Origin of the sequence: Humibacter sp. (genome assembly GCF_035547335.1) — a bacterium.
Taxonomy (GTDB): domain Bacteria; phylum Actinomycetota; class Actinomycetes; order Actinomycetales; family Microbacteriaceae; genus Humibacter.
In genome coordinates this window covers 139,373-151,706 of the sequence record NZ_DASZVF010000055.1, presented here as the reverse complement: position 1 = coordinate 151,706, position 12,334 = coordinate 139,373, and the positions used below count along the sequence as shown (strand labels likewise).

The window sequence follows — 12,334 nt, the reverse complement described above, 5'->3', positions numbered from 1 at the left end:
CGAAAGGGTGCGATGGACTTCGTCAATGCGCTGATCCTCGGCCTCGTGCAGGGGCTCACCGAGTTCCTTCCCGTCTCCTCGAGCGCTCACATCCGCATCGTCGGGGGGCTGCTGGGAACGGGAGAGGATCCGGGTGCCGCGTTCACCGCGATCATCCAGCTCGGCACGGAGCTCGCCGTGCTCGTCTACTTCTGGCGCGACGTCACGCACATCATCGGCAACTGGTTCCGCGCCCTGTTCGGCCGGATACCCCGCAACGACCCCGAAGCCAGGCTCGGTTGGATGATCATCGTCGGCAGCATCCCCATCGTCGTGCTCGGCCTGCTCTTCCAGGACTCGATCGAGACAACGTTCCGCTCGCTGTGGATCGTCGCCGTCATGCTCGTGCTGTTCGGCGTCATCCTGTGGATCGCCGACCATGTCGGCGCGCGCACCCGCCGCATCTCCGAGCTCACCTGGGGCCACGCGGTCGTCTACGGACTCGCTCAGTCGCTCGCGCTCGTACCGGGCGTCTCACGCTCCGGCGGCACGATCTCCGCCGGTCTGTTCATGGGATATCAGCGCAGCGCCGCCGCCAGGTACTCGTTCCTGCTGGCCATGCCCGCCGTGTTCGGCAGCGGCCTGTACGAGCTGTACAAGTCCCTCACGCATCCGTGCGTCGCCGGCTCCCACCAGGCCGTCACGCACGCGTGCACGCCCGAGGTGTTCAACGCCGTCGACACGTTCGGTGCAACGGTCGTGGCGTTCGCCGTCGGGCTGCTCGTGATCGCCCTCTTCATGCGCTACATCTCGCGTCGCAGCTTCCTGCCGTTCGTCGTCTACCGCATCGCGCTCGGCGTGCTGCTCATGATCCTTCTCGCCACGGGGGTGATGCATGCCTGAGTCCTGGGAACGCCCTGCCGTTCCGAGCCTTCCCGGCACGGGAACGGCACCCCGGCTTCACGACACCGCGACGGGCGCGCGGCTGTGCTCGGCTCCCGACGACATCATCGCCAGGCTGTACGTGTGCGGCATCACCCCGTATGACGCGACCCACATCGGTCACGCAAACACGTATCTGGCGTTCGACACCCTTCAGCGTGTGTGGGTGGATGCCGGGCTCGAGGTGCACTACGCGCAGAACATCACCGACGTTGACGACCCCCTCCTGGAGCGCGCAGCAGCGACGGGCGTGTCATGGCGAGACCTCGCCGATCAGCAGATCGAGCTGTTCCGCCACGACATGACGGCGCTGCGCATCCTCCCGCCCCAGGATTACGTCGCCGTCACCGAGGTGATCGACGAGATCGCACAGGCCGTCGCCGTCCTTCTGGACCGCGGCCTCGCCTACCGGGTGCCGACGAGCGACGCGGATGCCGACGACGTCTACTTCGACATCTCCGCCGCCGCCGAGACCAGCCCGTGGCGCATCGGCGAGGAGAGCAACCTCGACCGCGAGCAGATGCTGCTTCTGTCGGCGGAGCGCGGCGGCGATCCGAATCGCCCGGGCAAACGCGACCCGCTCGACGCGCTGCTGTGGCGAGCGGCACGCGAGGGCGAGCCGTCCTGGCCCTCGGTGCTCGGCGCGGGTCGCCCAGGCTGGCACATCGAATGCTCGGTCATCGCGCTCAAGCACCTCGGCCATGACTTCAGCGTGCAGGGCGGGGGAGCGGACCTCGTCTTCCCGCATCACGATCTGAGCGCCGGGCACGCGGCAGCGCTCAGCGGACACCCCCTCGCGAAGGTCTACAGCCACGCCGGCCTCATCGCCTACCAGGGCGAGAAGATGAGCAAGTCGCTCGGCAACCTGGTGCTCGTCTCCGAGCTGCTGCGAGAGTGCGTGCCCGCCGCCGGCATCCGCCTCGCGCTGCTCGCCCATCACTACCGCGAAGAGTGGGAGTGGACCCGAGCCGGGCTCGACGAGGCGCTGGCCAGACTGGATGCCTGGCGCGGCATCCGAAGCAACCAGCACGGCGCCGTCGCACTCGACGTACTCGATCAGGTGCGGCAACGACTGGCCGACGACCTCGACACGCCTGGAGCCATCGCCGCGGTGGATCGTGCCGTCGAGACCGGCGTCGACGACCCGGCACTCATCCGGGCCCTGGTGGACGCGCTGCTCGGCATCGAGCTCTAGTAGGCGCCCCGGCTTCCGGAGCTCCGGTTCCCGCGTCCCGGTGGGGATCGGGTGTCGGAGGCCGCGACGGGCCCACTCACGACGAGAGCGCGGCCGCTGCGTCCGTCAGTCGCGTCGCCAGGGCTCGTCGGGACCTCTGCCGTCACCTCTGCCGTCGCCCTTGTCGCCCCGGCCGTCGCCCCTGCGTCGCAGATACCGCTCGAACTCCTGGGCGATCGCCTCGCCGCTCGCCTCCGGCGAGTCCACCGTGTCCCTGGCCTGCTCCAGCTGCTCGATGTAGGCCGCCATGTCCTCGTCGTCTGCGGCGAGCGCGTCGATGCCGCTCTCCCACGCCGCGGCATCCGCGACGAGGTCGCCGCGCGGAACCGTGACGTCGAGAAGCTGCTCGAGCCTCTCGATGAGCGCGAGCATCGCCTTCGGGCTCGGCGAGTTGTGCACGTAGTGCGGAACGGATGCCCACAGCGACAGAGTCGGGATGCCTGCGCTCTCCGCGGCATCCGCGAGCACGCTCAGGATGCCGACCGGTCCTTCGTACGTCGGCCGCTCGACCGAGAGATCGGCTCGCACCTGGGGGTTGTCGCTGGAGGCGAAGACGGAGATCGGCCGCGTGTGCGGCACGTCGGCCAGCATCGACCCGAGCAGCACGATGCCGTCGATCCCGGAGGCCAGCGCGGCGTCGATGAGCTCGGCCGTGAAGGCCTTCCAGCTGCGGGAGGGCTCGGTGCCGAGCAGCAGGTAGAGATTGCCGACTCCGCTGCCGCTCGCGTGCACCCCGGCTTCCTCGTCGAGCGGGTCGAGATCGATGCCTGGTGAGACGGGAGCGTAGATCACGGCTCCCGGCCACTCCAGCCTCCTTCTGCCTTCCTCGTCAGCCGCCACCATGGGGCGATTGAACTGGAAGTCGTAGTACAGCTCAGGGTCGATGGTCGCAACGGGAACGACATCGAGGGCTTCCTTCAGCGTACGCACGGCGCCGCTCGCGGCTTCGCCCGCGTCGTTCCACCCCTCGAACGCCACCACAAGGATGCGTCCGTCGAAGATCCCGCTGTCGTTGCTCACGCTGTCGGCTGCTTTCGTCTGCTCGGTGCCCTGCCGGGCGCATCCAGGGTGTGTCTCTCAGCCGAGCACACCCGTCGTCCACGTGGCACGCGCCGCTCGTTTCTCCTCGCGAACCGTGGGATCGCATCCCTTCCCGGCATGCAACTTGCACGCCCGGTTGAGACACACACCCTACACAGGATAGGCCGCGCCGCCCCGCTGAGACCTGGCGCATCCTGGCGCACCGCTTCGCACAGCCGGGCCGGAATAGAGTGGTTGTTCGTGATCTCCGCGACCCCTGCCGCCGTTCTCTTCGACATGGACGGCACCCTCGTCGACACCGAGCCGTACTGGATGCAGGCGGAGACCGAGCTGGTGGGGGAGTACGGCGGCCGCTGGACGCACGACGACGCCCTCACGCTCGTCGGTTCCGGCCTCTGGGAGTCGGCCAAGGTGTTCCAGCAGCACGGCGTCGAGCTGGATGCCGACACGATCGTGGCGACGCTGACACGGCGCGTCCAGCAGCAGCTGGAGGTGCAGGGCGTGCCCTGGCGGCCCGGCGCGAAGGAGCTGCTGGCCGACATCCGCGAGCACGGCGTGAAGACGGCGCTCGTCACCATGTCTGTGCAGGGCATGGCCGAGCAGGTCGTGGCCGGCATTCCGTTCCCCGCGTTCGACGCCCTCATCACGGGCGACCGAGTGGCACGGCCGAAGCCGTTCCCCGATGCCTACCTCGACGCGGCTCGTGTGCTCGACGTCGCGCCGGGTGACTGCGTGGCCATCGAGGACTCGATGAACGGCCTCGCATCGGCCGTGGCGGCGGGCACGGTGGCCATCGGTGTTCCGCACATGATCCCGCTGCCGGAGAGCGAGGAGCACACGCTCTGGCCCACCCTGCAGGGCAGGCGATTCGCCGACCTGGTCGATCTGTTCCAGGAGCGTGCAGCATGACCGAGGGCTCGCTTCCGGCCTCCTCCGGACCGTTCAGAGCCGGCGACCGCGTGCAGCTCACGGGTCCGCGCGGTCACCTGCACACGATCACGCTCGTTCCCGGCCAGGTGTTCCATTCGCACAAGGGTCCGCTGCCCCATGACGCGATCATCGGCCGCCCGGACGGCTCCGTCGTCGTGAACGAGGCAGGCGTCGAGCATCTCGCGCTGCGACCCCTGCTCACCGACTTCGTCATGTCGATGCCGCGCGGCGCCGCGATCGTGTATCCGAAGGATGCCGCGCAGATCCTCGCTCAGGCGGATGTCTTCCCCGGCGCCACCGTCGTGGAGGCGGGAGTCGGATCCGGCGCCCTGTCGCTGTGGCTGCTGCGGGCGATCGGAGCGGCGGGCAGGCTCGCGTCGTTCGAGCGGCGCGACGAGTTCGCGGAGGTCGCCAGGGGCAACGTGGAGACGTTCTTCGGCGAGGTGCCTGCGGCGTGGAGTCTCACCGTCGGCGATCTCCAGGACGAGCTGCCGAGAGCGATGCCGGAGGGGAGCGTCGACCGCATCGTGCTCGACATGCTCGCCCCGTGGGAATGCGTCGAGGTCTGCGCCGGCGCCCTGAAGCCGGGTGGCGTGCTGCTGTGCTACGTCGCCACGGTCACGCAGTTGTCTCGCGTCGCCGAGGCGATCAGGTCGAGCGGACTGTTCACGCATCCGATCTCCAACGAGACGATGGTGCGCGGATGGCACGTGGAAGGCCTCGCCGTCCGCCCCGACCACCGCATGATCGCGCACACCGGCTTCTTGATCACCGCTCGCAGGCTGGCGCCAGGCACCGTGCTCCCTGAGCTCAAGCGCCGCGCGTCCAAGAGCGAGTACAGCGAAGACGATGTCGAGGCGTGGACGCCCGGCGCACTCGGCGAGCGGGTCGTCAGCCCGAAGAGCCTGCGCAAACGCGTGCGAGAGGCCACGGAGTCCGCTCGCCTGGCACGGGAGCGCGACGCGGCACAGCCAGCGGCGTCGACCCGTGCGGAGACGGGTCAGCCGTATGCAGCCGGCGGCAACCCGGCCGACGCGCACCCGACCGCCACGGAAGAGGGCGATCACGGCGTCGACTAGCATGGGATGCCGGAGGCGCCCGGCCGCCCCGGTCCCGTCCCCTCGTCCCGTCTGAAGAAGAGGAATTCGTGCGCACACTTCCGGCACGCACCGTCACAGCACGCATCGCAGCTCCCGTCAGGCGCGGCCGCCGCTTCGGCGCGGTACTGGCTGCCGCAGCGCTCGTGGGTCTGGGTCTCACGGGATGCTCGGCCGCCTCGGGCGGATCGTGCACCCAGCCGGGACGCGCCTCCGAGCTGGTGAAGGCATCCGGTGAGTTCGGCGCGCCGACCGCCACGTTCCCGCATCCTCTGCATGCGTCGTCCATTCAGAAGAGCACGCTCAAGACGGGCGACGGCCACACCCTGGCGAAGGGCGACCTGCTGGTCGGCCAGGCCTCGTACTACAACGGCGCGACGGGAAAGCCGCTCGGAGACTCCGGCGAGGTCGATCTCGTGGTCGGCGGCAAGTCGGCTCCGGGGCTCGCCAAGGCCATCACGTGCAGCACGATCGGATCCCGCATCGTCGTCACAGGCGGCGCTGAGGAGCTGTTCGGCGACCAGGTGCAGACCGGCCTCGCCCCGCACTCCACGGCCGTCTTCGTGATCGATCTGCAGAAGATGTTCCCCTCGAAGGCCACGGGCGCGCCGCGCCCCTCGCAGCCCGGCATGCCGACGGTCGTGCTCGCGCCCAACGGGCAGCCAGGCATCAAGATCCCGGCGAACGACCCGCCGAAGACCCTTCGCACGGCTGTCCTCAAGCAGGGATCCGGTCCGACCGTGAAGAAGCTGGACAGCAAGCACTCCGTGCTCGTGAACTACACCGCGGTGACGTGGAACAGTCCCGACACCGTCGCGTCGTCGAGCTGGCTCAACGGTTCTCCGACGATCTGGCCGAACAGCGCGCTCCAGGGGTTCACGCCGCCGGCCAGCGTGACCAAGCAGCTCATCGGCAAGACCGTGGGCAGCCAGCTCCTGGTCGTGACTCCCGGCAGCAACGCGACCGCGTACGTCATCGACATCCTCGGTCTCTGGAAGTAGCGCCCGGCATCGGTGCGGCGCCGTGCGACGCACGTTGCAGGTGACGACCGTCCCGTTCCCGGCGACGCCTTAGGATTGCCTGCGTGTCCCCACAGAAGGTGTCGGTCGAGGAGCGTCTGTTCTCGCTCGTGCTCACCCTCGTCGCGACCGAGTCGGGACTGACCAAGAGCGAGATCCTCTCCAGCGTGCAGGGCTACAACTCCCGCTATCGCGAGGGCGGGGACAACAGCGCGCTGGAGCGGCAGTTCGAACGCGACAAAGACGACATCCGCGAGCTGGGCATCCCGCTGGAGACGGTCGAGGATCCTGGCGACCGGGGCAACAACCAGAGCCTCCGGTATCGCATTCCCAAGACGGCATACGATCTTCCGTCCGACATCACGTTCTCGCCGCAGGAGATGGCTCTGCTGCGGCTGGCCGCGACCGTGTGGCGAGAAGGCTCCCTGTCGGCCGACTCCCGGCGCGCGATCATGAAGCTGCGCACGCTCGGAGTGGAGGCCGACGATCCGCTGGTCGGATTCGCACCTCGGGTGCGGACTCGGGAGGCGGCGTTCGAGCCGTTCGAGGTCGCCCTCGAGCGCAGCGCCGTCGTGAACTTCGACTACCTCAAGCCGGGGGAGACCGAGCCGACGAAGCGCGTCGTCGAGCCGCTGGCGCTCGTGCAGTTCCACGGTCGCTGGCTGCTGCACGGCCACGACAGGGGAGCTGACGCACCGCGCACGTTCCTGCTGTCCAGAGTCATCGGACGGCCGCGTGTGACGCAGCTCGGGTTCACCAGGCGCGGCACCGACTACGCATCGCACGCGATCGACGAGCTGCAGAAGATCTGGGACAGGAACCTCGCCGAACTCGACGTGCTGCCGGGAACGGATGCCTGGGTGCGGCTGAGCAAGCGAGAAGACACCCGGCGAACGGAATCCGGCCATCTGCTCGTGCACTACTCCGACACGGCGCTCCTCGCGGACGAGCTCGCCGGATACGGACCCGAGGTGCGCGTCGTCTCGCCTCCTCGCCTCGTGGATGCCGTCCGGCAGCGCCTGCGGGTCACGTTCGACGCGCACGCCTCCGCCGTCCACGGAGGGGAGGTGGATGCCCGTGACTGAGCCGGCCGGTCCCCGTGACGCACGCGACAAGCTCGCGCTGCTGCTCTCGCTCATCCCGTATCTGCTCGACAACGCGAGCGTCCCCGTCACCGAGGTGGCCGCGGCGTTCGACGTCACGCCCAAGCAGGTGCGCGATGCCGTGCACCTGATCGCCGTGTCCGGCCTGCCGGGGGAGTCGCACGCCTACCTTCCCGGCGATCTCTTCGACATCGACTGGGACGAGCTCGAAGAGCACGACCGCATCGCCCTGACCCACACCGTGGCGATCGACGACACGCCGCGTCTCTCCTCTCGCGAGGCCGCGGCTCTGATCGCCGGACTCCAGTACCTCAGCTCTCTGCCCGAGCACGCCGACCGGGATGCCATGGCGTCTCTGATGGCCAAGCTCGAGCGCGGCACCGCATCCGGCGCCGCCCAGGTCGCTGTCGCTCCGGCCGCGCTGCGCGACACGGTCGCCACGATCCGCAGCGCCATCGAGCAGCGCACGCAACTCGTCTTCGACTACGTGAGCGCCCGCGGCGATTCGGAGCGGCGCACCGTCGATCCGCTGCGCATCGAGTCGGTGAACGACGACTGGTATCTGCGCGGATGGTGCCACCTGCGTGAGGCCGTGCGCACGTTCCGGCTCGACCGCATCGACCATCTGGTCTCGACGGGCCAGCCGATCAGCGAGCACGCCGCCCGCGTCGTGCTGCCGGAGCGGCTCTTCCAGGGGTCTGCCGAGGACCTGACGGTCTCGGTGGATGTCGCCGCTGCGGCGCTTCCGCTCATCGCTGACTACATCCCGGATGACGCCACCAAGGTTCAGGATGGCGACGTCGTGCACACGAAGGTGCGCGTCGCGCACTATCACGGGCTCAAGCGCCTGGTCGCGAGATTCGCCGGACAGGTGACGGTCACCGCACCGCAGGACGCCCGCGACGTGGTCGCCGAATGGGCGAGGGCCGGCTCGGCCCGATACGACGACGCCGAGGCCGCTGCAGCGGCCGACGCGTAGGGTGAAGCCATGCCCTGGTGGTCCTGGCTCGTGATCTGGGTCGTGCTCGTGCTCGCGCTGCTCGGCATGATCGCCTGGCTGGGGTATCGCCTGTTCGTCAAGGCGATGACGACGCTGGCGGCGCTCGGCGATCTCGCCGAGAAGACCGAGCTGCTCTCGTCCCGCTTCGACGACGAGCCCCATGAGGCCGCATTTCATCCGGCCGCGCTCGGTCCAGCCCGTGAATACGCGCAGAGGTGGGAGGAACGCCGTGCGCGCAATGCAACGATCAGGCATACTCGGCGGGAAGCGAGAGTCCGGCGCGGTAAACTCCTGGTGAGTGCCGATCCGAGTCGGTTCTCCCACCTACTGCGAAAGCGACACTGAAATGCTTGGCGATCTCTTCAGCGGATGGCACATCTGGATCATCCTGCTCATTATCGTGCTCCTGTTCGGCGCGACCCGGCTTCCCGCACTGGCGCGGAGCATCGGCCAGTCCACGCGCATCTTCAAGAAGGAGATCCGCGACGGGCAGGAAGAGGACGAGGCTGCTGCTGCCGCCAAGTCCTCGAAGGTCGACGCCAAGGTCGAGCCGACAACGGCTGACAAGCCCGCCGACAAGATCTAGTCGCCGTGAGCACCGCCGCTCGTACCAAGCGCGGCAGGAATCCCGAAGGCCGGATGTCCCTGGGGGCGCACCTCAGGGAGTTGAAGAACCGCTTCTTCTGGATCGCGGGAGGTATCCTCGTCGGCGCCATCGCCGGGTGGTTCCTCGAACCATTCGTGTGGGACGCGATCAGCCTGCCTGTGCATGAGATTGCAAAGACGCAGCATGCCAGCATCAACTGGCCGAACGTGACCGCGGCATTCGACCTGAAGCTGCAGCTGAGCGTCTACATCGGCATCATCATCACGTCGCCGCTGTGGCTGTACCAGATCTTCGCGTTCCTCACCCCGGGGCTGAACCGCAAGGAGAAGGGCTACACCTTCGGGTTCTTCTTCACCGCGGTACCGCTGTTCCTGGCCGGCTGCGCCGCCGGCTGGTGGGTCGTTCCGCACATCGTCGGCGTTCTGACGAGCTTCGTGCCGAACGGCGAGACGACGCTGCTGGTGGCATCCGACTACTTCAACTTCGTTCTCAAGCTGATCATCGTCGTCGGCATCGCGTTCGTGCTTCCGGTGTTCGTGGTGCTGCTCAACTTCATGCGCGTCATCAGCGCGAAGGCGATCATCAAGTCGTGGCGCTGGGCGATCCTCGTGATCATGATTTTCACGGCGATCGCGACGCCATCGGCGGATGTCATCTCGATGTTCCTGCTCGCGCTGCCGCTGGTCGTGCTGTACCTGCTGGCGTGGACCGTCGCGTGGATGCACGACTACCGCATCGCGAAGCGCGCGCTCGAAATCGACGCCGAACTCGCCGCAGGCTAGGAGCGTCTCAACGTCGTCGTCACGCGCGCTCGGCTGCGCGACGTTCTCGGTGGAACCTCTACCGACGCACGGGCCCGCTCGTCGATGGTGGATCGCCCATAGGCTGATCGGGTGACCGAGCTCTCGCCAGCGGAACGATACGCAGCATCACGAGGCAGAACGGGTCATCCGCGCCTGGAGGACTTCCGCCGCGATCAGCAGTTCGATCTCGACCCGTTCCAGCTGGAGGCCTGCTCGAGTCTCGAAGACGGCCGCAGCGTGCTGGTGGCGGCGCCGACGGGGGCAGGCAAGACCATCGTCGCCGCGTTCGCGGTCGCCCTCGCCATGCGTCATCCCACGGCCAAGGTGTTCTACACGACGCCCATGAAGGCGCTCTCGAACCAGAAGTACCAGGAGTTCGCCGACGAGTACGGCACGGATGCCGTCGGCCTTCTCACGGGCGACACCAACGTCAACGCGGGAGCGCGCGTCGTCGTCATGACGACCGAGGTCTTGCGCAACATGCTGTACGCGGAGTCCGACCTGCTGGAAGACCTGGCGTACGTCGTGATGGACGAAGTGCACTACCTGGCGGACCGGTTCAGGGGTGCCGTCTGGGAGGAAGTGATCATCCACCTGCCGGTGCACGTGCGGCTGGTGTCGCTGTCGGCTACCGTGTCGAACGCCGAGGAGTTCGGCGACTGGCTTCAGGCGGTGCGCGGCGACACGGATGTGATCGTCTCGGAGAGCAGGCCCGTTCCGCTCGAGCAGCACGTGCTGGTGCGACAACGGCTCGTCGATCTCTTCGAGTCGGCGGCCCGCGGCAGCGCGAACCGCGTGAACCCCGAGCTCGTCCAGATGGCCAGGGTCGGCGGCAGGCCATCGGGATCGCGTCAGTTCGGCGACCGCGGACGAAGGCGACCGCACGGGCGGAACGAGCTGGACAGGCTCGACCGCCCCGACGTGATCCGGCTGCTGGACGACCGCAACCTGCTGCCCGCGATCTTCTTCGTGTTCAGCCGGGCCGGCTGCGATCAGGCCGTGTCGCAGGTGCTGCGATCGGGCATCCGGCTCACGGAGGCGCACGAGCGCGAGGAGATCCGCCAGATCGCGGAGGAGCGCTGCCGCACGATCGCTGACGAGGACCTCGCCGTCCTCGGCTACTGGGAATGGCTGGAGGGCCTGCAACGCGGCGTCGCGGCGCATCACGCCGGTCTCCTCCCTGCGTTCAAGGAAGTCGTGGAAGACCTCTTCCGGCGCAAGCTCGTCAAGGTGGTCTTCGCCACCGAGACGCTCGCGCTCGGCATCAACATGCCTGCCCGCACCGTCGTACTGGAGCGCCTGGAGAAGTTCAACGGCGAGGCCAGGGTTCCCATCACCCCTGGCGAGTACACACAGCTGACCGGCCGGGCCGGCCGCAGGGGGATCGACGTCGAAGGGCACTGCGTCATCCAGTGGCGCGACGGGCTGGACCCGCAGGCGGTCGCGGCGCTCGCATCCCGCCGCAGCTATCCGCTCAACTCGAGCTTCCGCCCGACGTACAACATGGCCGTCAACCTCATCGCGCAGTTCGGAAGGGACCGCACCAGGGAGATCCTGGAATCCTCGTTCGCGCAGTTCCAGGCCGACCGCGCCGTCGTCGACCTCGCCCGCACGGTGCGCAAGCAGGAGGAGTCGCTCGCCGGGTACGAACGGGCCATGCAGTGCCATCTGGGCGACTTCGCCGAGTACGCGGGCCTGCGACGCGCGCTGAGCGACCTGGAGCGCAAGAGTGCGAAGGCGGGCTCTTCGAGCGCGGCGGCGAGAGAGGCGCGCAACCGGGAGCTGGCCGAGCTGCGCAGACGCATGAAACAGCATCCGTGTCACGGCTGCGCCGAGCGCGAGCAGCACGCCCGCTGGGCGGAACGCTGGTGGCGGCTCAAGCGCGAGACGGATGCGCTCACTCGCCAGATCCGCACCCGCACCGGCGCCGTCGCCACGGTCTTCGACCGCGTGGCCGACGTGCTCGCCGAGCTGGGGTACCTCGCAGAGCGCGACGGCGCCCTCGCTCCTACGCAGCACGCCAGGGTGCTCGCACGCATCTACGGCGACCGCGATCTGCTCGTCGCCGAGTGCCTGAGACGCAACGTATGGGATCGGCTGGATGCGCCCGGCCTCGCCGCGATGGCCTGCGCGCTCGTCTACGAGCCCAGGAGGGACGAGCCCAATCCCGCCGAACGATACCTTCCACGCGGGCCGTTCGCGGAGGCGCTGGAGAAGACCGAGAGGTTGTGGGCCAGGCTCGACGACCTGGAGCGCGAGCACCGGCTGCCGGGAAGCGAGCCGCTCGCCACCAGCCTGAGCATCGCCATGCACCAGTGGGCGTCCGGCCGGACTCTCGCGGTCGTGCTGAGAGAGGCCGATCTGCCGGCAGGCGACTTCGTCCGATGGGCGAAGCAGGTCATCGACCTGCTCGACCAGATCTCCTCCGTCGCGACCGGAGGATTGGCGACCGTCGCGCGAGAAGCGCTGCTCGACGTGCGCCGGGGCATCGTGGCGTATTCGGGTGTCGGGTAGACGCAGCCGGAACCGGCGACCCGGCCTGACGGCGGAGGCGACGACGGCCACTCGGCGAACGCATC

At 68.4% G+C, this 12,334-nt stretch carries 12 protein-coding genes; 11 read left to right on the top strand and 1 reads right to left on the bottom strand.

What is annotated here, in order from left to right:
- The first annotated feature begins 12 nt into the window (after positions 1-12).
- Both VHB92_RS12230 and mshC read left to right on the top strand, forming a co-directional pair.
- Positions 13-882, top strand: coding sequence for an undecaprenyl-diphosphate phosphatase (locus tag VHB92_RS12230; protein WP_325454035.1), 870 nt, complete (start codon positions 13-15; stop codon positions 880-882).
- A complete protein-coding gene (gene mshC / locus VHB92_RS12225) occupies positions 875-2,116 on the top strand; it encodes a cysteine--1-D-myo-inosityl 2-amino-2-deoxy-alpha-D-glucopyranoside ligase (RefSeq protein ID WP_325454034.1) in 1,242 nt (413 codons plus the stop codon). The genes VHB92_RS12230 and mshC overlap by 8 nt, the downstream gene beginning before the upstream one ends.
- Before the next feature lie 105 nt (positions 2,117-2,221).
- Here the strand turns inward: mshC and VHB92_RS12220 are convergent, their stop codons facing one another.
- Positions 2,222-3,175 (bottom strand): PAC2 family protein, encoded by a 954-nt coding sequence (locus tag VHB92_RS12220; RefSeq protein ID WP_325454033.1) that lies wholly within the window; start codon positions 3,173-3,175, stop codon positions 2,222-2,224.
- A 261-nt stretch (positions 3,176-3,436) separates the two neighbouring features.
- On the opposite strand from VHB92_RS12220, the gene VHB92_RS12215 reads away from it, so the two are divergent.
- From VHB92_RS12215 to VHB92_RS12175, 9 genes are all read left to right on the top strand, one after another.
- Positions 3,437-4,105 (top strand): HAD family phosphatase, encoded by a 669-nt coding sequence (locus VHB92_RS12215; protein ID WP_325454032.1) that lies wholly within the window; start codon positions 3,437-3,439, stop codon positions 4,103-4,105.
- Complete coding sequence (locus tag VHB92_RS12210) at positions 4,102-5,205, top strand: tRNA (adenine-N1)-methyltransferase (protein WP_325454031.1); 1,104 nt, start codon at positions 4,102-4,104, stop codon at positions 5,203-5,205. The genes VHB92_RS12215 and VHB92_RS12210 overlap by 4 nt, the downstream gene beginning before the upstream one ends.
- Before the next feature lie 68 nt (positions 5,206-5,273).
- Complete coding sequence (locus VHB92_RS12205) at positions 5,274-6,224, top strand: hypothetical protein (protein ID WP_325454030.1); 951 nt, start codon at positions 5,274-5,276, stop codon at positions 6,222-6,224.
- Positions 6,225-6,307: 83 nt separating this feature from the next.
- Positions 6,308-7,327, top strand: coding sequence for a helix-turn-helix transcriptional regulator (locus VHB92_RS12200; RefSeq protein ID WP_325454029.1), 1,020 nt, complete (start codon positions 6,308-6,310; stop codon positions 7,325-7,327).
- The gene (locus VHB92_RS12195) at positions 7,314-8,324 is read left to right on the top strand and encodes a WYL domain-containing protein (RefSeq protein ID WP_325454028.1); all 1,011 of its coding nucleotides are present in this window, start codon (positions 7,314-7,316) and stop codon (positions 8,322-8,324) included. Before VHB92_RS12200 ends, VHB92_RS12195 begins: the two co-directional genes overlap by 14 nt.
- A 9-nt stretch (positions 8,325-8,333) precedes the next feature.
- On the top strand, positions 8,334-8,690 hold the full coding sequence (locus VHB92_RS12190; RefSeq protein WP_325454027.1) for a hypothetical protein: 357 nt from the start codon (positions 8,334-8,336) through the stop codon (positions 8,688-8,690).
- Position 8,691: 1 nt separating this feature from the next.
- Positions 8,692-8,931 carry a twin-arginine translocase TatA/TatE family subunit gene (gene tatA / locus VHB92_RS12185; protein WP_325454026.1) on the top strand — a complete coding sequence of 80 codons (240 nt, stop codon included), beginning with the start codon at positions 8,692-8,694 and terminating at the stop codon, positions 8,929-8,931.
- A gap of 5 nt (positions 8,932-8,936) precedes the next feature.
- Entirely contained in the window at positions 8,937-9,734 is a 798-nt protein-coding gene (gene tatC / locus VHB92_RS12180; protein ID WP_325454025.1) for a twin-arginine translocase subunit TatC, read from the top strand.
- A 111-nt stretch (positions 9,735-9,845) separates the two neighbouring features.
- A complete protein-coding gene (locus VHB92_RS12175) occupies positions 9,846-12,269 on the top strand; it encodes a DEAD/DEAH box helicase (RefSeq protein WP_325454024.1) in 2,424 nt (807 codons plus the stop codon).
- The last annotated feature ends 65 nt before the right edge of the window (positions 12,270-12,334 follow it).

Excerpts from the sequence above, each read along its gene's own strand:
- tatA (WP_325454026.1), top strand. The coding sequence starts at position 8,692 with ATGCTTGGCGATCTCTTCAGCGGATGGCACATCTGGATCATCCTGCTC.
- mshC (WP_325454034.1), top strand. The coding sequence starts at position 875 with ATGCCTGAGTCCTGGGAACGCCCTGCCGTTCCGAGCCTTCCCGGCACG.
- VHB92_RS12190 (WP_325454027.1), top strand. The coding sequence starts at position 8,334 with ATGCCCTGGTGGTCCTGGCTCGTGATCTGGGTCGTGCTCGTGCTCGCG.
- VHB92_RS12210 (WP_325454031.1), top strand. The coding sequence starts at position 4,102 with ATGACCGAGGGCTCGCTTCCGGCCTCCTCCGGACCGTTCAGAGCCGGC.
- VHB92_RS12195 (WP_325454028.1), top strand. The coding sequence starts at position 7,314 with ATGCCCGTGACTGAGCCGGCCGGTCCCCGTGACGCACGCGACAAGCTC.
- VHB92_RS12230 (WP_325454035.1), top strand. The coding sequence starts at position 13 with ATGGACTTCGTCAATGCGCTGATCCTCGGCCTCGTGCAGGGGCTCACC.